General features: G+C 57.7%; 18 protein-coding genes and 1 pseudogene. 18 read left to right on the top strand and 1 reads right to left on the bottom strand.

Translation table 11 applies throughout. The features are described from left to right. The 12 genes and pseudogenes from MOMUL_RS04215 (at window position 1) to MOMUL_RS04270 (ending at window position 17,752) form a co-directional block, all read left to right on the top strand. Window positions 1–2,028, top strand: coding sequence for a type I restriction-modification system subunit M (locus MOMUL_RS04215; protein ID WP_062281937.1), 2,028 nt, complete (start codon window positions 1–3; stop codon window positions 2,026–2,028). Next, window positions 2,025–4,823, top strand: a complete 2,799-nt coding sequence (locus tag MOMUL_RS04220) for a TrlF family AAA-like ATPase (RefSeq protein WP_062281941.1) — start codon at window positions 2,025–2,027, stop codon at window positions 4,821–4,823. Before MOMUL_RS04215 ends, MOMUL_RS04220 begins: the two co-directional genes overlap by 4 nt. A gap of 1 nt (window position 4,824) precedes the next feature. After that, window positions 4,825–6,312 carry a restriction endonuclease subunit S gene (locus MOMUL_RS04225; RefSeq protein WP_062281943.1) on the top strand — a complete coding sequence of 496 codons (1,488 nt, stop codon included), beginning with the start codon at window positions 4,825–4,827 and terminating at the stop codon, window positions 6,310–6,312. A gap of 128 nt (window positions 6,313–6,440) precedes the next feature. Then, complete coding sequence (locus tag MOMUL_RS04230) at window positions 6,441–8,597, top strand: DEAD/DEAH box helicase (protein WP_062281945.1); 2,157 nt, start codon at window positions 6,441–6,443, stop codon at window positions 8,595–8,597. Further along, on the top strand, window positions 8,594–9,280 hold the full coding sequence (locus tag MOMUL_RS04235) for a DUF2290 domain-containing protein (RefSeq protein WP_062281948.1): 687 nt from the start codon (window positions 8,594–8,596) through the stop codon (window positions 9,278–9,280). The genes MOMUL_RS04230 and MOMUL_RS04235 overlap by 4 nt, the downstream gene beginning before the upstream one ends. Window positions 9,281–9,485: 205 nt before the next feature. Beyond that, window positions 9,486–12,506 (top strand): annotated as a pseudogene (locus tag MOMUL_RS17800) (type I restriction endonuclease subunit R). 111 nt (window positions 12,507–12,617) lie between these two features. Next, the gene (locus tag MOMUL_RS04250) at window positions 12,618–12,854 is read left to right on the top strand and encodes a type I restriction enzyme endonuclease domain-containing protein (RefSeq protein ID WP_084785454.1); all 237 of its coding nucleotides are present in this window, start codon (window positions 12,618–12,620) and stop codon (window positions 12,852–12,854) included. A 71-nt stretch (window positions 12,855–12,925) separates the two neighbouring features. Then, window positions 12,926–14,647 carry a GmrSD restriction endonuclease domain-containing protein gene (locus MOMUL_RS04255; RefSeq protein ID WP_062281956.1) on the top strand — a complete coding sequence of 574 codons (1,722 nt, stop codon included), beginning with the start codon at window positions 12,926–12,928 and terminating at the stop codon, window positions 14,645–14,647. A gap of 16 nt (window positions 14,648–14,663) precedes the next feature. Next, a complete protein-coding gene (locus MOMUL_RS04260; protein ID WP_062281960.1) occupies window positions 14,664–15,659 on the top strand; it encodes a nuclease-related domain-containing protein in 996 nt (331 codons plus the stop codon). Window positions 15,660–15,924: 265 nt separating this feature from the next. After that, window positions 15,925–16,329, top strand: a complete 405-nt coding sequence (locus tag MOMUL_RS04265) for a metallophosphoesterase (protein WP_062281961.1) — start codon at window positions 15,925–15,927, stop codon at window positions 16,327–16,329. A gap of 628 nt (window positions 16,330–16,957) precedes the next feature. Then, the gene (locus tag MOMUL_RS17480; protein ID WP_269085181.1) at window positions 16,958–17,080 is read left to right on the top strand and encodes a hypothetical protein; all 123 of its coding nucleotides are present in this window, start codon (window positions 16,958–16,960) and stop codon (window positions 17,078–17,080) included. Between the two features lie 45 nt (window positions 17,081–17,125). Then, window positions 17,126–17,752, top strand: a complete 627-nt coding sequence (locus MOMUL_RS04270) for a hypothetical protein (protein ID WP_062281964.1) — start codon at window positions 17,126–17,128, stop codon at window positions 17,750–17,752. Window positions 17,753–17,854: 102 nt separating this feature from the next. Here the strand turns inward: MOMUL_RS04270 and MOMUL_RS04275 are convergent, their stop codons facing one another. Further along, window positions 17,855–18,049, bottom strand: a complete 195-nt coding sequence (locus MOMUL_RS04275) for a hypothetical protein (protein WP_201786470.1) — start codon at window positions 18,047–18,049, stop codon at window positions 17,855–17,857. A gap of 174 nt (window positions 18,050–18,223) precedes the next feature. On the opposite strand from MOMUL_RS04275, the gene MOMUL_RS04280 reads away from it, so the two are divergent. The 6 genes from MOMUL_RS04280 to MOMUL_RS04305 all read left to right on the top strand — a co-directional run bounded on the left by MOMUL_RS04280 (window position 18,224) and on the right by MOMUL_RS04305 (window position 24,580). After that, entirely contained in the window at window positions 18,224–18,832 is a 609-nt protein-coding gene (locus MOMUL_RS04280) for an ANTAR domain-containing response regulator (RefSeq protein ID WP_062281968.1), read from the top strand. Between the two features lie 92 nt (window positions 18,833–18,924). Beyond that, window positions 18,925–20,259, top strand: coding sequence for a type I glutamate--ammonia ligase (gene glnA, locus MOMUL_RS04285; protein WP_062281971.1), 1,335 nt, complete (start codon window positions 18,925–18,927; stop codon window positions 20,257–20,259). 22 nt (window positions 20,260–20,281) lie between these two features. After that, window positions 20,282–21,388, top strand: a complete 1,107-nt coding sequence (locus MOMUL_RS04290; RefSeq protein ID WP_062281975.1) for a class II glutamine amidotransferase — start codon at window positions 20,282–20,284, stop codon at window positions 21,386–21,388. Continuing rightward, a complete protein-coding gene (locus tag MOMUL_RS04295; protein ID WP_062281978.1) occupies window positions 21,370–22,878 on the top strand; it encodes a glutamate synthase-related protein in 1,509 nt (502 codons plus the stop codon). Before MOMUL_RS04290 ends, MOMUL_RS04295 begins: the two co-directional genes overlap by 19 nt. 17 nt (window positions 22,879–22,895) lie before the next feature. Further along, window positions 22,896–23,351 (top strand): 4Fe-4S dicluster domain-containing protein, encoded by a 456-nt coding sequence (locus tag MOMUL_RS04300; protein WP_062281981.1) that lies wholly within the window; start codon window positions 22,896–22,898, stop codon window positions 23,349–23,351. Continuing rightward, window positions 23,348–24,580 (top strand): NAD(P)/FAD-dependent oxidoreductase, encoded by a 1,233-nt coding sequence (locus MOMUL_RS04305; RefSeq protein WP_062281984.1) that lies wholly within the window; start codon window positions 23,348–23,350, stop codon window positions 24,578–24,580. Before MOMUL_RS04300 ends, MOMUL_RS04305 begins: the two co-directional genes overlap by 4 nt. Window positions 24,581–24,589: the final 9 nt, after the last annotated feature.

Genomic DNA, 24,589 nt, shown 5'->3' on the forward strand with positions numbered 1-24,589 from the left:
ATGGAAAACGGCCAACTGACCTGGATCACCAATTTCATTTGGGGCATCGCCGACGACGTGCTGCGCGACCTCTACGTGCGCGGCAAGTACCGTGACGTCATTCTCCCGATGACCGTGATCCGACGACTGGATGCGGTATTGGAGCCCACCAAGCAGGCCGTGCTCAACATGAAAGCTTCGCTAGACAAAGCGGGGATCGTACACCAAGACGCTGCTCTGCGACAGGCCGCTGGTCAAGCCTTCTACAACACCTCCCCCTTCACGCTACGCGACCTCAAGGCGCGTGCCAGCCGCCAGCAACTGGAGGCGGATTTTCGCGCCTACCTCGATGGCTTCTCGCCCAACGTGCAGGAGATCATCGACAACTTCGAGTTCCGCAACCAAATCCCCCGCCTGGCCAAAGCCGACGCCCTGGGCACGCTCATCGAGAAGTTCCTCGACCCGTCCATCAACCTGAGTCCTTACCCTGTGCTCAACAGCGACGGCACCGTCCGGCTGCCCGGCCTCGACAATCACGCCATGGGCACCATCTTCGAGGAGCTGGTGCGCCGCTTCAACGAGGAAAACAACGAAGAAGCCGGCGAGCACTGGACCCCGCGCGACGCCGTGAGGCTGATGGCCCGCCTGATCTTCGAGCCGGTCGCCGACCAGATCGAATCCGGCACCTACCTGCTCTATGACGGCGCCTGCGGCACCGGCGGGATGCTCACGGTGGCCGAGGAAACCCTGTTGCAAATGGCGAAAGAACGTGGCAAACAGGTCTCGGTGCATCTTTTCGGCCAGGAGATCAACGCCGAGACCTACGCCATCTGCAAAGCCGACCTTTTGCTGAAGGGCGAGGGCGATGCCGCCGACAACATCGTCGGCGGACCGGAGCATTCGACCCTATCCAACGACGCCTTCCCCGGCCGCACCTTCGACTTCATGCTCTCCAATCCGCCCTACGGGAAGAGTTGGAAGAGCGACCTGGAACGCATGGGCGGCAAGGCTGGCATCAAGGACCCGCGCTTTGTCGTGCAGCACCGGGGCGAGGAGCTTTCGCTGATCACCCGCACCAGCGACGGCCAGATGCTGTTCCTGGTGAACATGCTCTCCAAGATGAAGCATGACACCTCGCTCGGCAGTCGCATCGCCGAGGTGCACAACGGCTCGTCGCTGTTTACGGGGGACGCCGGCCAGGGCGAGAGCAACATTCGCCGCTGGATCATCGAGAACGACTGGCTCGAGGCCATCGTCGCCCTGCCGCTCAACATGTTCTACAACACCGGCATCGCCACCTACGTCTGGGTGCTCACGAACAGGAAGCCCGAGCACCGCAAAGGCCGCGTGCAGCTCATCGATGCCACGCAGTGGTACAAGCCCCTGCGCAAGAACCTGGGCAAGAAGAACTGCGAGCTGTCCGAAGAGGACATCCGTCGCATTGTTGATACCTTCCTCAAATTCGAGGAGACCGAGCAGTCCAAGATCTTCCCCAACGCGGCCTTCGGCTACTGGAAGGTGACGGTGGAGCGCCCCCTGCGCTTGAAAGGTATCGACCCCGAGCGCGCCTACACCCCCAAGGAGATCAAAGCGCTTCGGGAAACGGCCGAGCGCGCCGAGGATGCGCCGCCGGTCATCAAGAAAATTCACAAGCCTGGCACAGCGCCTGATCCTTTACGCGGGCTGTTTGATGTTGTCATCGGTGGCAAGCCGCGTGTGGTGGAATACGAGCCGGACACGGAGCTTCGCGACAGCGAGCAGATCCCGTTCCTCGAGTGCCCCGCCTGCCATCAGCCTGGCTACCTGCCAAGCCCGGAAGACCAGCGCACGGCCATCGAAACGTTCCTGCGCCGCGAGGTGCTGCCCTACGCGCCGGATGCCTGGTACGACCCGGCCAGCGTCAAGGTGGGCTACGAGATCAGTTTTAACCGGTACTTCTACAAGCCAAAGGCCCTGCGTTCACTCGAGGAAATACGGGCAGACTTGCTGGCGGTGGAGAGAGAGGCTGAGGGGTTGTTGGAGGAGATTTTGGGGAGGAACGAACCATGAATAAACCGCTCTGGCCCTATCCCGGTTCGCGGTGGTGGAAGTTCGATTTTCACACCCATACGCCGGCATCAAGAGATACATACTGGGCGAAAAACAACATTAATTTGTCGCCAGAAGAGTGGTTGCTCAAGTACATGGTCGCCGAGATCGATTGCGTGGCCGTGACGGATCATAATAGCGGGGCGTGGATCGACGATCTCAAAAAGGCCTATGCGAATATGAAGGCGCAAGCCGAGGCCGGCAACCCGCCCGAAGGCTTCCGCGAGTTGACAATCTTCCCAGGAGTGGAAATCTCAGTACAGGGCGGCATTCACCTATTGGCGATTTTCGAACCTGACGCCAAGACCGGCGACATCGACACATTGCTTGGCAAAGTGGACTACGATGGTACCAAAGGTGACAGCGACGGCGTTACCAGGAAAGGTATCGCAGCGGTTTTGGAAGCCATTTTAGAAAGTGGAGCTATTCCCATCCCTGCACACGCAGATGCGGACAAGGGTTTGCTGGCTGTTAGACCTGGCACCCAGGAAAGTTGTATTGATGTATACACCGTCCGCCAAGCGCTGGATGTAGAGGGCGTTCTCGCTGTGGAATGGGTCGATTCGAATAAGGCCTATCCCACTTGCGTAGAAAAACAAGCCAAGAAACTCACGAGTATACTCGGTAGCGACTGCCACACCTTTCATGGCAACGCAGTCCCCGGCAGCCGCTACACCTGGGTCAAGATGGCCAAGCCCACGCTGGAGGGCCTAAGGCTTGCGCTGCTGGATGGGAACGGCGTTTCGATCCGCCGCAGTGACGAGGGCACGTTCGACCCCTTCAAGACGCCCGCGCATTTCATCACTGCTATTGAGATTGGCAGTGCCCGCTATATGGGAAACGGTCAGGCCGAGCGGATCGAGCTCACACCTTTCTACAACGCCCTGATCGGTGGACGTGGAACCGGAAAATCCACCTTCGTTCATGCCTTGCGCCTGGCCTATGGACGCGACGACGAGCTGAACAGCTTGAGCGGCAATGCAGAGCCTTTGCGTCAGTTCGAATCCTTCCGCAAGGTGCCTAAAGCGCGCGATGACGAAGGCGCGCTACGTAAGGAGACCGAGATTTGTGTGGAACTGATGCGCGAAGGGCAACTGTCCAGGCTACGCTGGCAGAACCCCGGATCACCACAAATCATAGTCGAAGAGAAGGACGCGAACGGGACTTGGTGCGAGTCAGGAAGCCAGGCTGTTAATCCCGAGCGCTTCCCAATCCGCCTTTTCTCCCAGGGCCAGATTGCGGCCATGGCGGGTGAAAGCCGTCAAGCGCTCCTGTCCGTGATCGACGAGGCAGCCCAGGTCGGAAAACTCAAACGAGAATTTGAAGAGGAAAAACGCAGCTTTCTCACCCAGCGGGCGCGCCTTCGCGAGCTGGAAGGAAAGCTTGCCGACCGTCACGAGGTAGAACGAAGGTTAAATGAGGTGGTTAGGAAACTCGACGCTTTTGCCCAGGCACATCATGCCGAGGTCCTGAAGGCCCATGCGCATGCCCAGAATCAGCGAAGAGAGGTCGAGCAACTCCTTGAACAAATGCGCGCGCTGCCTGGGCGAATTGAAGAGGTCGCGCAAGACCTCATCCTTGACGACTGGCCTTCTGGCGTTTTTGATGACGCGAGTGATGCGGACGTCCTGAAGTGGCGCAAGAAGGCAGATGACGCCGTGCGGCAAGCGAGGCAAGCCCTTGAGCAAGCAAGCCGCGCCTTGGCCGAAAGCGCGCGACTGCTCGAACAAGACCCGCTGCTCGCCGCCTGGCGCAAGCGCACCGACAAGGCCCGGGCAGATTTCGACGCCTTGCAGCAAGCCTTGGCCGCGCAAGGCGTGAACGACCCACAAGCCTTCGGACAGCTGGTGCAGGAGCGTCAGTACCTCGAGGCACAGCTCAAGCGCCTCGATCAGATCAAGGCAGAGCGGGACACGCTCGAAGAGGCGATCGCCGCGCAATGGCAAAAAGTCGTGGAAGCGCGCGAGGCCATCACCTCAGCGCGAGCAGAATTCGTCAAGAAAACGCTGGACGGCAATCCCTACGTGCGCATCGAAGTCGTGCCTTTCGGCTTCGACGCGCGTGTAATCGAGCGCAGTCTGCGCGAGCTTCTCGAGGCCACGGATGATCGGTTCGAAAACGACATCTTGGCGATGGACGCGGCGGGCAATCCCACGGGTGGCCTGGCCTTCGAGATCGCCCAAGCCGATGACCGCAAGGCAGCTCTGGATAGTTCAAAGAAACAGCTGCAGACAATCGCAGATGCATTTGGTGGCCACTTCAAGAACTACCTCAAAAAGAAACTGGAGAGGCCTGAGTTTGCCGACCACATCCAATGCTGGTTCCCCGAAGACGATCTGCGCATCGAGTACAGTCGCAGGGCCAACGGCACCGACTGGGCGGCCCTCACCCAGGGATCGCAGGGCCAACGCTCGGCGGCACTGCTTGCTTTCTTGCTCGCGTTCGGCGAGGAACCTTTGGTTCTGGACCAGCCCGAGGACGATCTGGACAATCATTTGATTTACGACCTCATCGTCCGCCAAATCCGCGAAAACAAGCTGCGCCGGCAACTCGTCATCGTAACTCACAATCCTAATATCGTTGTCAACGGCGACGCTGAGCTGGTGCACGTGCTCGACTTTCGAGGCGGGCAATGCCGTGTGGTCGAGCGCGGTGCACTTCAGGAGAACTCAGTACGCGAAGAGGTCTGCCGCGTGATGGAAGGCGGGCGCGACGCCTTCGAGCGGCGCTGGAAGCGCCTGGGAAGGAGGGTGTGAAATGTTTTCCAGGCGTGCCGAATTGCTCGAAAAAAATCCGCCTCGGGAAGGAGAACGCGTAATCAGTACCCTCAAACCCTACCCCGCGCACAAAGACTCCGGCGTAGAATGGCTCGGCCAGGTGCCGGAGCATTGGGAGGTGTTGCCCGGGCGTACGGTGTTTCGTGAAATCAATGACCGTGGTCACCCTGACGAACAGATGCTGTCGGTAACCATCACACGCGGCGTACTGCGTCAAGCAGACTTGCTCGCGGACAGTTCCAAGAAAGACTCCTCGAACGAGGACAAGTCCAACTACAAACTCGTTCAACCGGGTGACCTGGTGTACAACAAGATGAGAGCCTGGCAAGGGGCGGTGGGCGTCTCGGCTTACCGGGGGATCGTGAGCCCGGCTTACATCGTCCAACGGCTAAGAAGCGCCGAGAACTTGGCCCGCTACATGCACTTTCTTCTTCGTACACCCCTTTTCGCTTCGGAGGCCGAGCGATGGTCGTATGGCATTACTTCGGATCAGTGGAGTTTGCGGGCAGAGGAATTCAAGTGTATCTACTTCTCACTTCCACCCCTCCTCGAGCAAACTGCCATCGTGCGGTTTCTGGACTGGGCGGGTCGGCGGATTCGGCGGGTGATCCGGGCGCGCCAGCGGCGGATCAAGCTGCTGGAGGAGTACAAGCAGGCCCTCATCCACCGCGCCGTCACCGGGAAGATAGACGTCCGCACCTGCCAGCCATATCCGGCCTATAAGCCCTCCGGCGTGGAGTGGCTGGGCGATGTGCCGGTTCATTGGGACATCGTGCCAAACCGTGCAGTGCTCCGACTAAAGAAACACTTGGTTGGCAAGGCATCTACAGATTACACGTTGCTATCTCTTACGAAAGGCGGCATCGTTGTTCGCGACCTTGAGAACCCAGAAGGCAAATTCCCGACGAGTTTCGATACTTACCAAGTCGTTGAGCCCGGTGACATTATCTTTTGCCTATTTGATATCGATGAAACACCCCGAGCGATAGGTCTATCATCACTCCATGGCATGATTACGGGTGCTTACACGGTATTTGAGTGCACTGATCCAGTCGTCAGGGCTTACGTCTATTTGTTCTATCTGGCAATGGACAACGGGAAATTCTTAAAGCCTTTGTACACAGGACTCCGCAAGGTCATCACCAAGTCCGCATTCTTGACGGCCAAGATGCCATTACCGACCAAGGAAGAACAAACCGCTATCGTTGAATACCTCGACGCCCAGACGGCCAAGATCGACACCGCCATTGCCGCCGCTCGCCGCGAAATTGACCTCCTGCGCGAATACCGCACCCGCCTCATTTCCGACGTGGTCACCGGCAAGGTGGATGTGCGCGAGGTCGCGGCGCGGCTGCCAGAGGAGCCAAGCGAAGAAGACGCCCCTTGGACGGACGAAGAAGAGAGCGCGCAAGACGAGGCCCTGAATGGAGAAGGTGATCACGCTGCTATATCAGAGGAGGATGGATAATGGATCTCATGTATATTCAGAACGTTGCCTTGTCAGATGTCAGGATATGAAAGCGCGGGTCGCAGGATAGGAAAATGCGGGTCGCAGTATAGACTTCCTATAAACAAATTTTCGAATGGAGACTGAACATGAACAAAGTCAACTTTACACGCGGTATCAATGGCAAGCCCGCCGCCTCTCAGGCGCTCGAAGAAACCTTGACCACCATTGAGGGGCTATCGGGAGAGTGCTTTTTCGGCTATCCATTGATCCCAACGCCGGAGGGCAGGTATTTCGCCGATGCTATTCTGGTGAGCCGCGAAAAAGGTGTCATACTCTTCGACCTGGTAGAAGGTACAGAGGTAGGCGACTACGCGGCGCGGCAGGATGATCTTGCCAACAAGATTGAAGCCAAGCTGAAGCTACACAAGGAGTTGGTCAAAGGGCGACGTCTGATCCCGCCGTTAAACGTCATCACCTTTGCACCTGCCATCGACGCCGTCGACAGGTTGGCCAAAGAGGACTATCCGCTCGCCAACGAAAGGGACCTCGCAAAAATCCTTTCGGCCTTTTCTTGGCAAGATAGCTCGGACGACCTGTATCGAATGACACTTTCTGCCATCGAAAGTTTGTCGTCGATCCGCAAGAGCCGCTCCAAGCGCGAGGTGAGCAGGCCTGATTCTCGAGGGGCGAAGCTCAAGAAACTAGAGGACTCCATCGCCACGCTGGATCGTCGGCAAAACCGCGCGGTCATTGAAACCGTCGAAGGCGTGCAGCGTATCCGCGGCCTGGCCGGCTCCGGCAAGACGATCGTACTGGCTCTCAAGGCTGCGTATCTCCACACCCAGCATCCGGACTGGCGGATCGCCGTCACCTTCCACACTCGCTCGCTAAAAGGACAATTCAAGCGCCTCATCAACAATTTCTGTGTTGAGCAAAGTGGTGAGGAGCCAGACTGGACCAGGATCCGTGTCGTGAATGCCTGGGGTGCGCCCGGCGGTGACGAGCGTGACGGAATTTATTACGAGTTCTGCCGCGTCACAGGGCAGGAGTTCCATGATTTCAGGTCCGCCAGCAATCGATTCGGTGGCGGCGATAGGGCGTTCGATGGGGCTTGCCAAGCGGCCTTGACCGCGGTTGCTACTCCCCCAGAACTCTACGACGCGATCCTGGTTGACGAAGCGCAAGACTTTGCCCCGAGTTTTCTGCGCTTGTGCTACACAATGCTCAAGCCGCCGAAGCGGCTCGTTTATGCCTACGATGAACTCCAGAATCTGTCGGGGACCTCACTGCCGCCACCCGAAGAGATCTTCGGTACCGATGATCGAGGTCAGCCATTGGTGTCCCTTGGCGACGACCCGCGCCGAGACGTGATCTTACAGAAGTGCTACCGCAACTCGCGGCCCGTGTTGGTGACGGCCCACGCCCTCGGCTTCGGCATCTACCGTGAGCAGCCAAAGGGCGCCGAGACAGGGTTGGTACAGATGTTCGACCAACCTGCTTTGTGGGAAGAGATCGGATATCGGGTGCGAGAGGGACGTTTGGCTAAGGGAGAGCACGTCGTCCTCGAACGAACCGACGAGACCAGCCCCAGGTTTCTAGAGGACCATTCCCCGATCGACGATCTGGTCGTTTTTCTGCAGTTCGGTAACGAAGCCGAACAGAACGCGTGGTTGGTCGAGCAGATCAAGAAAAACATCAAAGAAGACGAACTGCGGTATGAAGACATCATCATCATTCATCCTGATCCTCGTACTGCCCGTGAGCGGTTGGGGCCGATCCGTAAGGCACTGTTCGAGATTGGTATCCAGAACCATCTCGCCGGCGTCGACACAGATCCCGATGTGTTCTTTAAAACCGAGACATCTTCCGTGACCTTCACCAGTATCTACCGGGCCAAGGGCAACGAGGCGGGCATGGTCTATGTGATCAATGCTCAGGAGTGTGATGGCGTCGGCGCAGGGCTGGCCAGCCTACGTAACCGCTTGTTTACTGCCATCACCCGCAGTAAAGCCTGGGTACGGGTAATCGGTTACGGGCAGGGGATGGCTAATCTTATTCACGAGTTCGAATGCTTGAAACAACGCAACTTCAGACTCGACTTCACGTATCCGACCGATGAGCTCCTCAAAAAGCTGAGGATTGTACACCGAGATCTCTCGCCGCACGAAAAGCAGCGCTTAGAGCAAAAGAAGACTCGTGCCCTCGAGTTAGCTGATGCCTTGGAGCGAGGCGAAATAACACCGGATGACTTGGATGCCGAAACCAAGCAGAAACTGCTTCGGCTGCTCGGAGGTGGCAAATGAAGAAGCATCTTAAGAAGGCGCAGGCCATCAAGCGCGACTTAGAAGGACTGCTCGCGTCATTGATCGAGCGAGGGGTCGCAGATGATCAGAACTTTCCGGTGCTGTGCCATACATCGAACAGTGTATGGGAGGTTACTTTCGGCGGCGCCGAGCATGTGTCAATTGCGATGGATGATATCGATTACGCAGCGATCCATAGAGAGTTCTTGGAAAAGAGGTCTTATACCGCAAAACTGATTGACGGGGGATTGTTGCAACTGATGTATCGCTTTGAAGACGAGCGCCTCGTCCGGCATCGCTTGGCATATTATCCTTCACCGAATCTTCGGCCGTTCCATGAAGACCCTGATGCGTACCTGCGTGATGAGCTGTTCCTCGACATCGTATCTAGACGCATCATTCCTTTCCCACTACGATTTGACTTCGATGAAGCCGCCGCTCGCGATGTCGTTCACCCTTGTTGTCATCTCACTTTGGGAGATGTCAAAGGCTGTCGCATTCCTGTTTCGGCACCACTGACCCCACGCTGGTTCGTCGAATTCGTCCTGCGGAATTTCTATCAGACAGACAAGCACGACTTCGTCAGCGCTCTACCAAATCATCGACTGCACTTCAGTTCGACTATAACGGCGAACGAAAGTCGTTTGATCCATATGGTCGTTCCGGCGAAGGCTTGTACATGACGGTGCATATCGAGAAAACGAAAGTCGACCGGAAAGAAGCTTGGCTCATCCAAAGCACGAGTCGAGCGACCTACATATTAACGGTCAAAAATACAACCGTCATAGATGGCAGCACCTCTTGCAGTACCATCCGATATCTCACTGAAACTAAAATCATCGTTGCATCTGGTGCTGGCACGGAGGCGATTTCCGAGGAGGTCACACCATGAAACCAACCGACACCAGCGAAGCCGGGCTCGAAACTCTGATCTGCTGGGCACTGACTGGCAGCGACTGCGTACCCCGACCTGCCGGCACTTCGGCGTTCGTTGCCGAGACGCCGGCACCCTACGGCGGTGTGGGTTGGCTCCCCGGCGATCCGGCCGATTATGACCGGGAGTACTGCGTCGATCTGGTTCAGCTCGCGGCGTTTCTGCACTCGACGCAGCCTGAGGTCGCCGAAGCGCTCGATCTGGATAACGACAGCCCCACGCGGCGCAAGTTTCTGGCGCGTCTTCAGGGCGAGGTGAGCAAGCGCGGAGTAGTGGATGTGCTGAGAGGCGGCATCCAGCACGGGCCTTACCGCATTGAGCTCTTCTACGGCACGCCTTCCCCCGGAAACGAGCAAGCGCGGGCGCTCTATGAGCAGAACCGCTTCACCGTCACGCGCCAGCTCCGCTACAGCCGCGACGAGACGCAGCGGGCGCTGGACCTGGTGCTCTTCATTAACGGCCTGCCGGTCTTCACCTTCGAGCTCAAAAACCGCCTCACCAAACAGACGGTGCATGACGCCATCGAGCAGTACAGGCGCGACCGTAACCCGCGCGAAAAGCTCTTCGAGCTGGGCCGCTGCGTGGCGCACTTCGCGGTTGACGACAACGAGGTGTGGTTCTGCACGCACCTTGCGGGCAAGGCATCGTGGTTTCTGCCTTTCAACAAGGGATGGAACGACGGTGCGGGCAATCCTCCCAATCCGCAGGGGCTCAAGACCGATTACCTGTGGCGGGAGATACTCACCCGTGAGAGCCTGACCGACATCCTCGAAAACTACGCTCAACTCGTTGAGGAGAAAGACCTCAAGACCGGCAAGAAACGGCGACGGCAGATCTTCCCCCGCTATCACCAGCTCGACGTGGTGCGAAAACTTTTGGCGGACGCGGCGACGCACGGCGTGGGCCGGCGCTATTTGATCCAGCATTCCGCCGGCAGCGGCAAGTCCAACTCCATCGCCTGGCTGGCCCACCAGCTGATCGGTCTCGCGAAGGACTGAAGACCCGTTTTCGATTCCATTATCGTGGTGACCGACCGGCGCATCCTGGACCAGCAGATCCGGGACACGGTCAAGCAGTTTGCCCAGGTGAGCGCCACGGTGGGGCACGCCGAGCATTCCGGCGACCTGCGGCGATTCATCGAGAGCGGCAAGAAAATCATCATCACGACGCTTCAGAAGTTCCCGTTCATCCTCGACGAAATCGGCAACGAGCACTGCGGGCGCCGTTTTGCGATCATCATTGATGAGGCGCATTCGAGCCAGGGTGGCCGCACCTCGGCCAAGATGAGCATGGCCTTGTCGGAGGCCGGTGCCGAGGACGAAGACGAGACCTTCGAAGATCAGATCAACCGGCTAATGGAGGCCCGGAAGCTTTTGCCGAACGCCAGCTACTTCGCCTTTACCGCCACCCCTAAGAACAAAACGTTGGAGATGTTTGGTGAACCCGACCCGCAGCCTGACGGCACGGTTAAACACAGGCCGTTTCATAGCTACACCATGAAACAGGCCATTCAGGAAGGGTTCATCCTGGATGTGCTGGCCAACTACACGCCGGTGAAGAGCTACTACAGGCTCATCAAGACCATCGAGGACGACCCCGAATTCGACGTCAAAAAGGCGCAGAAGAAGCTGCGCCGCTTCGTCGAGGGGCACGAGTACGCCATCCGGCTCAAGACCGAGATCATGGTGGACCACTTTCACGAGCAGGTGATCGCCAAGGGCAAGATCGGCGGCCAGGCGCGGGCCATGGTGGTGACCGTCAGCATCGAGCGAGCTATTCAGTACTTCCATGCCTTTAAGGCGTACCTTGCCGAGCGCAAAAGCCCCTATCGGGCGATTGTGGCCTTCTCGGGTGAGCACGAGTATGGCGGTCAACAGGTCACCGAGGCCAGCCTTAACGGCTTTCCCTCGAACCAGATCGCTGACAAGATCCGGGAGGACCCGTATCGGTTTTTGATCTGCGCCGATAAGTTCCAGACCGGCTATGACGAGCCGCTCCTGCACACAATGTACGTGGACAAGGTGCTCTCCGGGGTCAAGGCGGTGCAGACACTTTCGCGCCTCAATCGCGCCCACCCCCAGAAGCACGACACCTTCGTCCTCGATTTCGTCAACGACCCGGAGACGATCCGGAAGGCCTTCGAGCCCTACTACCGGACGACCATCCTCGCCGACGAGACCGACCCGAACAAGCTGCACGACCTTAAGGCCGACCTTGACGGCTACCAGGTGTACGCGCCTGAGCAAGTTGATGAACTGGTGCGGCTCTACCTGAGCGGGGCCGACCGCGACCAGCTCGACCCGATCCTCGACGCCTGCGTCGCCACCTACATGGAGCATCTCGACGAGGACGGTCAGGTCGACTTCAAGGGCAAAGCCAAGGCGTTTCTGCGAACCTATAACTTTCTGTCTTCAATCCTCCCCTACACCAACACCGAGTGGGAGAAGCTATCGATCTTCCTCAACTTCCTGGTACCCAAGCTGCCGGCGCCGAAAGAGGAAGACCTCTCAAAGGGCATCCTCGAGGCGATCGACATGGACAGCTACCGGGTCGAAAAGCAGGCGAGTATGAGGATCGCGCTTTCCGATGCGGATGCCGAGATCGAACCGGTGCCCACTGTGGGTGGTGGACACAAGCCCGAACCGGAGCTCGACCGTCTCTCGAACATCATCAAGGCTTTTAACGATCAGTTCGGCAACATTCCCTGGACCAACGCCGATCGGGTGCGCAAACTGATCACCGAGGAGATTCCTGCACGCGTAGCGGCTGACACGGCCTACCAGAATGCACGCAAGCATTCCGACAAACAAAACGCACGCATCGAGCACGACAAGGCCCTCGTTCGGGTGATGACCGCGCTACTCAAGGATGACACCGAGCTGTTCAAGCAGTTCAGCGACAATGAGTCGTTCCGTCGCTGGCTGACCGATACGATATTCGCACTGACCTACAGCGAACCAGGCAGCGCGAGGTAGCCAGTACGACGTCATCGACGGCTTAGACCGGCAGCTACGCGACGCCGTGCCTTACTTCGAAAGGCGAATGGAGGTTTTAGACGGTAAGGCCATGGTCGTCTGCATGAGGAGATGGCCTTTTACGACGCGGTGGCTAAGGGGCAGGAGCATATCACCGGTGACGAGCAACTGAAAACCATCGCCCGCGAGCTGGTGGCGGCGATCAAGAAGAACCTGAGCATCGACTGGACCGACCACGAGAATGTGAAGGCGAAGATCCGGGCGACGGTGAAGCGGTTGTTGCGCCGCTATGGGTACAAGCCGGCGGCGTGCGAGACGCTGATGGTCGTGATTATGGAGCAGGCGTAAAGCCTCTACCGCGACTGGCCAGAGGCGGCGTAGGGTTTCGGAAGGCCAGAGGTAAAGGATGGTGAAGCATCTTGGATATCACGCCGGACAAGAAAAGGTTACTCGACCTGGTGGAGCGGGCGAGGAGCGGGGAGATCGCCCTGCCCGAGTTTCAGCGCAACTTCGTCTGGACGCGGGATGACGTAAGAGACCTTCTGACCTCGGTGCTGAAGGGCTACTTTATTGGTTCGTTCCTTCTTTTAAAAGTGGATGCGGAGAGCAGCCCCTTCGCTTTCCGGGCCGTGGCCGGGGTAGAGAAGCCGGCGGAGCAGCTCAAGCCAGACTGGCTGATTCTCGATGGCCAGCAACGCTTAACCTCCCTGCACTACGCTTTTGCGGCGCCGCCGCTTCCTTTAAAGTGGACCAAGTATCCTTACCGTTTTTTCTTAGACTTGGGTAAGATCACTGCTGGTGACATGGATGCGGCCATCTTCAGCGAACGAGCCGACCTGAGCGGGCGTTACCTGGACAAAGACTACCAGTTTGAAAACCTGGTTGTTCCGTTCACGGAACTGCCGCGATGGGAAAGCTGGCTCAACTATTACGAACGCTGGCTGATTGAGCGCGATCAGGAGCGGTACTTCAACGAGTACTTTAAGGTGCATAAGCCGGTGTGGAACCGCGCCGTTGAGGTCATCCGGCAGTTTTATGTGCCGACGATTGAAATCCCGAAGGTAAAGCCAGACGATGCTGACGGCATTGCCGAAGTATGCGCCATATTCGAGAAGCTCAACAGTACCGGGGTGGCTCTTTCGGTATATGATCTTTTGACTGCCCGGTTATACCGTTTCGGTGTTGACCTGCACCGGCTCTGGCAGCAGGCGGTGGAGGATAATGAATTGCTCCGCCAGTTCTCGGGTGGAGATCCAGATATTTACGGGGTTCTGGTGTTGCGTACATTAGCGCTTATCCGGGAACAGGAGGTTAAAAGTAAGTCCCTAATTAACCTGCGGCCGGAAGGCTTCGAAAAAGACTGGCACACCGCCGTACTTTACATGGAAAAAGCCCTCAAGCGGACCACTTCGACGAGTCAGGACGGGTTCGGCGCGTTTGCGCAGAAGTGGCTCCCGTATTCGACAATGATGCCGGTACTGGCTGCTCTTCTCTATAGGATCGACCGGGATAAACTGGATAATCGGGCCTACCGCGGGGTGAAAAAGTGGTACTGGGGGTCTGTTTTTCTTGAACGTTATGCCGGGTCGGTGGAGAGCATCACCCTCGCCGATTACCGGGATTTGGTCCAGTGGTTCAGCGACCCTGGCCATAAACCGGCTGTTTTCGAACAAATAGACCGTAATATCCTTCGCAATTCTAATTTTTCGCTGCGGGATACGGCGCGGGTCAACGCCGTTTACCGGGGGGTCATCAACCTGGTGGCCATTCAGGGAGCAAAGGATTTCCAGGCCGACGACGCAATCGAATTTCACGCGCTGGACGACCACCATATTTTCCCGCGCGCCTTCTTGGCGTCGGTGAAAGACGCTGAAGGTAAAAGTAAGTACCAAAACCCGGACATCAATACGGTGCTTAACCGGACGCTGATTTCCCAGGCCACCAATCGCCGGATCAGCCGGATGAAGCCGAGCGATTACCTGGCCAAGTTGGTCCCGCTGGAAAGGAAGCAAGAAATTATGGCTACCCATCTGATTGACGAGGCGGCGCTGATGGCGATGGAACGCGATGATTACGAAGGCTTTTTACAGGCGCGGGAGAAGCGGATTATGGCGGCGTTGGCGGCCTATCTGATACTTTAATCTGGGGAGGAAACGCATGCCGGCACGGGTGATGCGCCAGAACGAGGCGAACAAAGAGGTTTTCCGCCGCAAGATTCAGGAGAAAGTGGCCCGCGAAAAGGAAAAGATGTTCAGGCGAATCGATGACGAAACCCCTTCCTGGATTGCGTGGGCCTTGAAACCGGTTGCGGGTATATCCTTTGACATGCAGCGCCGCCGGAATAATAACCTGGGTGAGGGCGGCGAAAGCCGCGCCGCTTTTAATTTCTGGTTTTTTCTGTCCAAAGAATGGATACTGGTTAACGATGTGGTTTTAGAGCCCAAGCCGGACGAATTCATTCAGTTAGACCACGTCTTGATCGGGCCGCCGGGGATTTACCTGATAGAAACCAAAGCCTGGGAAGGTGCTTTCACAGGGTATAAAGATAACTGGCGGCGGAAGGAAGGCGGTTCGTGGGTGCGGTGTGAGAGTCCTACGAAGCAAAATCAGCGCCACCGGCGCCTTTTTAAGCACTGGCTGGAGAATACGCTGGGCGACACTATACCGGCCGAAATAGAGGCGTGGCTTTTTCCGGTGGTGCTCTTCACGAGGGCGAAGTGGCTCAGGGTCGAGGAATGTTCCATGCCGGTATTCGAAAGTGGCATAGCTCTGGCCTGGCACATCCGCCGGCAGGGGAAAAATACGGTGCTTCGCCCGGAACAGGTAGAGGCTATAGCCGGAGCCCTGGTCGGTGCCGTGCCGCTCAGCGGTCAGGGAACACCGTCCGGGACATGGGATGTTCCGCCTGAAGGTGCGGCCGCAAACGGAAATCCTTGCGGTTGCCGCACCGAAACCGGTAAGACCAGGAACGGCCGCTCTTATGTTAAAGTTTACGGAAAGAGGGAGGACGCCGAAGAGGTACACCGGAACTATAAAGCAGAGGGGAAAGATCCGGGTCCGCTTAAGCCGGATCGTTTTACAGAAGGTGCTTGGTTCTTCTACTTTACGGATGGGACGTCGGCGGAAAAGCAGCCGGATGAAGAATTAGTTTAAGGAAGGCGGGGCGGCGTTTTTACCCGGTTATACTGGTCATTATGGAGCAGGCGGAGAGCCTCTACTGCGACTGGCCGGAGACGGCGGTTCCGCCCGCGGTCCGGGCACGGGTTAACAGTCTACGGGGCGCAACATCTATTTCGTCATGCTGGCCCCGCTCGACCCGCCGACTTCCGCAGCGTGGCAGATCGTGAGCATCGGGTCGGGGCCGTAGGACCGGGAACGGTTGCGCCGAGTATAAGGGGACTTCCGGGGAGAGGTGGCGATGTGCGAAAACGTTATCCACCGCCTTTTGCAACGCCGCGTGATGAAACCGGTCATTCCCGGCCTACTTCTGTTTCTCCTTCTCGGCCTGGTGGCGAGATCCAGCAGCATGGTACGAGTGGAGGTGCCGCTGCAGGAACTTCCGGCGGAACTTGATGGGCTGACCATAGTTCATATCAGTGACCTGCATTATGGTTCCGGCCGGTTCCGCAGCGAGGATTCCGTGGTGCAGATAACGAGGCTCATCTCCTCCCTTCATCGTGACCTGATTGTTTTTACGGGAGACCTTTTGGACCGTTCGGCGGACCCGGCTCTGGCGGACCCCTGCCATTGCAAGGGCTTAAGGCACCCCTGGGTGTGTACGCCGTCCCGGGCAATCACGACCACCACTTCGGCAAAAAAATAAGCCCGCTCCCTTGCTGACTCTGGGGTGGAAGTGCTGGTCAACCGGAGCGTCCGCGTCGAGAAGGGCGGCCGGCGTTGGCCTGGACGATCCACTGACCGGCGACCCCGACCTGGTAAAGGCGGTGGTTCCCATACCGCCCGGGGACTTCAAAATCCTCCTGGTTCATGCTCCGGCCTTCGCGCCTCGCGTGGCACGTGCGGGGATTCAGCTACAGCTTTCCGGCGACAGCCACGGTGGCCAGACCCGGTTGCCGGGGGTTAGGGCCCTGTACTGTCCACCCCTCGGGTGCGAATGCCCGCTCGGCCTGCGCGAGGTGCCGGGAAGCTCTACGCGGGTCTACAGCAATCGCGGGCTGGGCAACACCGTCCTGCCGCTGCGCCTCTTTTGCCCGCCGGAGGTGGCCCTGCTGACACTACGCACCGGAACGGGAAACTGTGGTGGAAATGGTTTCTCCGCTCTGGGTCAAGGATTTGCCGGACGGCAGAGCGCGGGCGCTGGGCGCCGGGGAGAATACTTCTCGCCCCGCATGGTCGCCGACGGGCAAGTGGCTTGCCTTCGAGCGGTTGAAAGCAGGTGAGGGCGAACCCGGCTACGCCGGCATCTGGAAGGTGGCGTCGCTTCGGGCGCCGTGGCACATGTCTACACCTCCTACCTGCGCTTCGACAAGCCGGCGGTGGATTTCCGGGTGGATAAGCTTGAAGGCGGCGATAAGCCCAGGCCTTACCTCCGGTTGCGGGTTGTCACCGATTAGGCAAGGAACACTCCTGAGGACCGGTTCCTTGATTTAAACGGCAGGGTGATTGGGACGGAGATTTTGCGCCACCTGGACGAGGAGACAGTTTTTGGGGCAAAGGTGCCCTATCTGAATCCGGCATTCGGAGTGTGCCTTGAATTCCCGCGTCACTGGCAGCCGCGCACGGGTTACGGCGATGTTGCGGGTATCCCGGAAAGCTACGGCGGCGATGATGGCTTCTTCCTGGTAAATGTGATGAACGGGGAGGGCTGGACGCCCGAAGAGGTGGCGCGGCAAGAGGCCTTCCACAAGCTAAAGCCCTACGGCGAGAAGCCGCGGCTGGAGAAGACCACGGTCAACGGGAGGGAAGGGTATTTCGTCTTTCCCTCGCCGGAGCTGGGCGCGGGGGGCCGGAGCCTGCTGCGTGGTGCGCTACCCGCGGCCCGTGGCGATCATGGGCGAGAAATACCACTACTTTATTCTGTATTCTGTACGCAAACGCAAAACACATCCAGGATCTCGCCGCCTCGCTGCGGTTTCTGTAACCCGTCTTTTGAGGAATTTGCGGGCAGGGTGCTGACAGAAAAAGTTAAATGTGTCCAGGCCTTGCAGCCGGGCGAGTTTTCACAAAATGTTTTCTTCGACAGGATTTGTAAACCTTCATCTAAACTCGCGCCGATCGTTTTCTAGCGGCGCTTGCGTAATGGGTCCTCTAAACTCACTGCCGAAAAAACTTGCTTGTCCCAGAATATTTGTCTGAAACATGCCAGTAATGAGGAAGCGCCGCAAACCTTATTTAAAAACCACCACCTCGAAGGCTTGTCCGCTTTCTTGGGCAGACACGACCCTGTGGGGAGCCGTACCATCGATTAGAGCTACTTTAATGGCCGGGATGACCACGGCATCCAGGGAATTGTTATCGGAGGAGCAGCAGTGAAATTCCACATCATAACCTTTAGCCAGCATAGTTTCGCCGATTTTACGCATTTTCACTATGCGAAAATATTTTTTGAAATACTGGATACATCAGTTTTGCCTATTGTCAATTCAGTGTTTTTCCTTTATAATTGTGCCATACCAAATGAAAAAGCATTTCGCAGGGCAAAGGGGTCCTTGAAGCAGCTACAATGGTGTAGCGCGAGGGGGCAATGATTAAATTTTATGCAGCAGCCCAAAATTTTTATTGCCAGTTCCGACCCATCTACCCGGCAAAACTTGAAATACATGCTGGTGCGGGAAGGTTACTTGATTGCCGGGGAAGCCCCGGACGGCAGCCAGGCCCTGCGGATGATCCGCACCCTGCAGCCCAGCCTGATAATTCTAGATAGCGAACTCCAGGGTACCAATGCCCTGGAAGTAGCCAGGATTATCGAGGAAGATGGGGTAGCACCGATTATCCTCCTGGCTTCTTCCTGGCACCGCAATCTGCTTACCCGTACGCGCGATTTTCCGATCTTTGCTTATTTAATTAAACCGGTCCAGGAAAGCACCCTGTTGCCGGCGGTAGAAGCAGCCCTGGCCAATTACCAGAAAATGAGCCGCCTGCAACAAGAAATTAGCAAGCTGAAAGAGACCCTGGCCGCCCGGAAAATAATTGAGCGGGCCAAGGGCATTCTCATGGATACCATGGGGCTAACGGAAGCCGAGGCCTACCGGCGCATGCAGCGCCAGAGTATGGACCGCTGTGTCCCCATGAAAAGCATTGCGGAAGCCATTATTGTCGCCCATGAACTCCAGGGTGGCAGCAATAAGGCCAAAAAGACAGACTAACCCTTTAGGGCAACGGCGTCCTGAAGCAGGGGCTTTTATACCTTGCGGGGCGCTTTTTTTCTTTAAAAAGTTTTAGCAGGAGGTTTATGCTGATGGATGACAAAGAAAAACGGGCGGCTGTCCTAAACCGGGCCGAGGAATGGGGGGTAAAATTTGTTCGCCTCCAGTTTACCGATATTTTTGGGGTATTGAAAAATGTAGCCATTCCGGTGGACCAGTTACCCAAGGCCCTCAATAATGAACTCATGTTTGACGGCTCTTCCATTGAAGGCTTTGTGCGCATTGAGGAGTCGGATATGTACCTGCGCCCCGACCCAGACACCTTTGTTGTTTTTCCCTGGCGGCCCCATGAGGGGACGGTAGCCCGCCTCATTTGCGACGTATATAACCCCGACGGCACGCCCTTTGCTGGTTGTCCCCGCTGTACCCTGAAGAAGGTTATGGCCGAAGCAGCAGCCATGGGCTTTACCATGAACGCCGGGCCGGAAGCCGAATTCTTCCTTTTCCATACCGACGCTTCCGGCCGGCCGACCCTGGAAACCCACGACCGGGCCGGTTACTTTGATCTTACCCCGGTGGACCTGGGGGAGGACGCCCGCCGGGACATGGTCCTGACCCTGGAGCAAATGGGCTTTGAAATCGAAGCCTCCCATCACGAGGTGGCTCCCGGCCAGCATGAGATTGACTTTAAATACGCCGAGGCCCTGACCACGGCTGACCGCATTGCCACGTTTAAATTTGTAGTGCGGACCATTGCCCAGCGCCACGGCCTCCATGCCACCTTTATGCCCAAGCCCATTTACGGTATTAACGGTTCGGGTATGCACGTTAATATTTCCTTGTCTAAAGACGGACAGAACGCCTTTTACGACCCCAGCGACAAGCTGGGTCTAAGCCAGACCGCCTACCAGTTTATCGCCGGCGTCATGGCCCATGCCCGCGCCCTGGCAGCTGTAACCAACCCGACGGTCAATTCTTATAAACGCCTGGTTCCCGGTTATGAAGCGCCGGTCTATATAGCCTGGTCGCCGCGCAACCGCAGCCCCTTGATCCGTGTGCCGGCCAAACGGGGCTCTTCCACCCGCATTGAAGTGCGGCACCCGGATCCTTCCTGCAACCCCTACCTGGCCCTGGCTGTACTGCTGAAGGCCGGGCTGGACGGGATCAAAAAAGGCCTGACCCCGCCGCCGCCGACGGATAAAAATATCTTTGCCATGACCCCGGCCGAACTCCAGGCGGAAGGCATCGGCGTCCTGCCGGGGAGCCTGGATGAAGCCCTGGAAGCCCTGGCCGCAGATGAGGTTATCAAGGAAGCCCTGGGTCCCCACATCTATGAGCGCCTGACCCTGGCCCAGAAACTCGAATGTGAACAGTACCGTACCAGGGTGCACCAGTGGGAGATCGACCAGTATTTGACCAAGTTTTAATAGAGAGAGGGAGTGAGCAACGATGCTCAGGGAGGGAGAATACCGGATACCTTCGGGATGCGCCATCAGCGGCTTTATCAATAAAGACGGCCGCCGGGTTGACGGCAGCGCCATCATCCAGTCTATCGCCCTGATGCAGGAGCGGTCCAACGGCCTGGGCGGCGGCTTCGCCGCCTATGGCATCTACCCGGAATATCAAGATTATTATGCCCTGCACCTGCTCTTTGAGGATAAGCTGAGCCGCAACCAGGTGGAAGAGTTGATTAAGGATAATTTTTATATTGAAGCCGAAGACCGTATCCCCACCCGTCATGTCCGGTCCATTGGCAAAGCGCCCTTACTATGGCGCTATTTTGTAACCCCGAGGCTGTCGAAAATTGAAGAATCCCAGGAGACAGAGGCCGACTTCATGACCCGGCTGGTCATGCGCATCAATGATAGCGTCAACGGCGCCTATGTCGTTTCCAGCGGTAAAAACATGGGAGCCTTTAAAGGAGTGGGTTACCCGGAAGATATTGGCGAGTTTTTCCGCCTGGACGAGTACGAGGCCTACAGCTGGATTGCCCACGGCCGCTTTCCCACCAATACCCCCGGCTGGTGGGGAGGCGCCCATCCCTTTACCCTGTTGGACTGGTCGGTAGTTCATAATGGGGAGATATCTTCCTACGGGGCCAACCGGCGCTTTTTAGAAATGTACGGTTATAAAATGACCCTGCAGACCGATACCGAAGTAGTGGCCTATGCCATAGATTTACTGGTCCGGCGCCATAAACTGCCCCTGGAACTGGCGGCCAGGGTCCTGGCGGCCCCCTTCTGGCAGGAAATTGACCGCCTGCCGGCAGCGGAACGCGACCTTTATACCCGCCTGCGGGTAGTTTACGGTAGCCTCCTGATGAACGGACCCTTTTCCATCATTGCCGGCTTCAGCGGCGGCATCATGGCCCTGAATGACCGCATCAAGCTGCGTCCTCTGGTGGCCGGTTCTAAAGGTGCTACCCTGTATGTAGCCAGTGAAGAAGCAGCCATCCGGGAAATTTGCCCTGACGTGGAAAGGGTCTGGTACCCGCAGGGCGGCGAGCCGGTCATCGGCCGCCTGGAGGAGGAATCCCAATGCCGACTCTCAGCCTGATGCCACCTGAATTCAGTGTCGTCCGCGATGACAACAAATGCATTAAATGCCTGGCCTGCGTGCGCCAGTGCGGCTTTGACGCCCAGCAGTATGACGCGGAAGACGACCGTCTCTATGCCATTGATGCCAACTGCGTCAATTGCCAGCGTTGCGTCAGCATCTGCCCGGCCGGGGCGCTGACTATTTATAAAAACCCGCCGCCCATGCGGCCCAATGCCCACTGGACGGAAGGACACTTACGCAACATTGTCAAGCAGGCGGAAACCGGCGGGGTGCTCCTCACCGGCATGGGGAACGACCAGCCCTTCCCCCCTTATTTCGACCGGCTGCTCCTTAACGCCAGCCAGGTGACCAATCCTTCCATTGATCCCTTAAGGGAACCCATGGAACTGCGGACTTACCTGGGCAGCCGTGCCGAGCCGGTAAGCAGGGAGGAAAGCAAAGATAAAACCAGGACCCCCCTGGTGCCCATAGAGACCCCCATCATGTTTTCCGCCATGTCCTACGGGTCCATCAGCCATGAGGCCTTTGAATCCCTGGCCCGGGCGGCAAAAGCATTCGGCACCCTGTTCAATACCGGCGAAGGCGGCCTGCCCGAGGATCTCTACGAGTATGCCGATCACGCCGTAGTCCAGGTGGCCTCGGGCCGCTTCGGCGTCCACGCCGGTTACCTGAATGCCGGGCGCGTGATCGAAATTAAAATCGGCCAGGGAGCCAAACCGGGCATCGGCGGCCACCTGCCGGGGGAAAAGATTACCGCGCCTGTGGCAGAGACGCGGATGATACCTGAGGGTACCGACGCCCTGTCACCGGCTCCCCATCATGATATCTACTCCATTGAAGACTTGAAGCAATTAATCTTTACTTTAAAAGAAGCAACCCGTTACCAGAAACCGGTCTCCGTCAAAATTTCGGCCGTCCATAACGTGGCGGCCATTGCCAGTGGCATTGCCCGGGCCGGGGCCGATATCATCGCCATTGACGGTTTTCGCGGCGGCACTGGCGCAGCTCCTACCATGATCCGCGACCATGTGGGTATTCCCATCGAGCTGGCCATTGCCGCCGTGGACCAGCGCTTGCGCGAGGAAGGTATCCGCAACCGGGTATCCCTGGTGGCTGCCGGGGGCTTCCGCAGCAGCGCCGATGTGGTGAAAGCCATAGCCCTGGGCGCCGATGCGGTCTACATCGCCACCGCCACCTTGATTGCCCTGGGCTGCCACCTCTGCCAGAAATGCTATACCGGCAAGTGCAGCTGGGGCATCGCCACCCAGGATCCCTACCGCAGCCGGCGCCTGAACCCGGAAATCGGCGCCGAACGCCTCTACAACCTGCTGCGGGGATGGTCCCACGAGATAAAAGAAATGCTGGGCGGCATGGGCATCAACTCCATTGAAAGCCTGCGCGGCAACCGCCTGCACCTGCGGGGCGTTGGCTTGAACGAAGTGGAACTGAAGCTCCTGGGTGTCAAGCATGCCGGCGAAGCTATGTAGCAGGGGAGGGAATACCAGTGAAAAAAGTATACGCCCGGCCGGCCTACTGTATGAACTGTCACCTCTGCGAAGTGAACTGCATTGTAGCCCATTCCCGCAGCCGCGACCTTTTCCGGGCCTATAAGCGCGAGAATTTAAGGGGTACGGCACGGGTTATTGTCGAAGAACGGTTGCCCCTCTCGGTAGCCGTCCAGTGCCGCCACTGCGATGATCCCCGCTGTGTGGCCGGCTGCATCTCCGGGGCCATGGTCAAAGATTCGGAGACGGGTATTGTCTATTGCCAGGAAGATAAATGCGTGGGTTGCTGGACCTGTGTGGCCGGCTGTCCTTATGGCGCCATCCGGCCCGGGGAGAAAAACGGCCGCCCGGTGCCTTTGAAATGCGACCTCTGCCGGGAGGCAGGCGAACCCGCCTGCGTGGCCGGTTGTCCCAACCGGGCCCTTGTTTTTGAGGAAAGGAGGGCAGGGGCATGAACTACGTCCTTATCGGCAATTCCGTAGCTTCCGTCAACGCTGTCGCAGGAATCCGGGAGTATGACCGGGAAGGCTCCATTACCATCGTCTCGGCGGAAAACTATTATGCATATGGCCGGCCCCTGATTTCCTACTGGCTGGAAAAACGGGTCCAGGATCAGGATATGCCCTACCGGCCGCAAGAGTTTTATGAAAAAAATTGCGTCCGCGTCATCCTGGGACGCCGGGCCGTAAAACTGGATCCGGAAGCCCGGCAGGTGCACCTGGACAACGGTGAAAAACTACCCTTCGACCGTCTGCTCCTCGCCACCGGGGGCCGGCCCTTTGTGCCGCCCATTGCGGGGTTAACCGCGGCCAACTATTTTACCTTTATAAACTATGACGACGTTCGCCGCCTGGAGGCTTTTGCCATCCCCGGGCGGGAAGCCGTCATTCTGGGGGCCGGGCCGACGGGCCTCAAGGCCATGGAGAGCCTGGTGCAGCGGGGCGTTAAAGTAACGCTGGTTGAACTGGCCGACCGCATCTGGGCTCCGGCCCTGGACCCGGAAGCGGGAGCTTTAGTAGCCGGCTTCCTGCAGGATAATGGTGTCAACCTTTATTTAAACGATACCCTGACCAGCATCCGCCAGGAGGATGATGGACGCCTCCTCATAGAGCTTAAATCCGGCCGGGAACTCAAGGCCGACATCCTGGTAATCGCCATTGGCGTCCGCCCCAACGTGGAATTGCTCACGGGATTACCCGGCGTCACCATTAACCGTGGCGTTGTCGTCGGGCCGGACCTGAGCACCGGCCTACCCGGCGTTTACGCCGCCGGGGATGTGGTGGATGGCAACCCGCCCCTGCTGCCCCATGCGGCCATCCAGGGGAAAATAGCCGGGCGCAATATGGCCGGAGCAGGGGAGATCTATCAACCCTTACCGCCCTATAACGCCCTTGGTTTCCTGGGGCTGCACATTATCAGCATGGGTAACAGTGCGGCCACCGGTGAGGAATATGAACTCCTGACGGAAGTAGACCCTGCCGCCCTGGTCTACCGCAAGCTGGTCTTAAAGGATAACCGCTTGAGCGGTGCACTGCTGATCAATAAAATCGACCGGGCCGGCATCTACCGCCAGTTGCTCGAGGAAGGCATTGAGGTCACGTCCTTTAAAGATGAATTGCTGCGGCCAGATTTTGGTCTCTTAAGTTTACCAGAAACCATCTGGCAGCAACAGCTGGCAGTGTGAGGTGAAGGG

The organism is Moorella mulderi DSM 14980 (assembly GCF_001594015.1).
GTDB lineage: Bacteria > Bacillota > DSM-521 > Neomoorellales > Neomoorellaceae > Neomoorella > Neomoorella mulderi.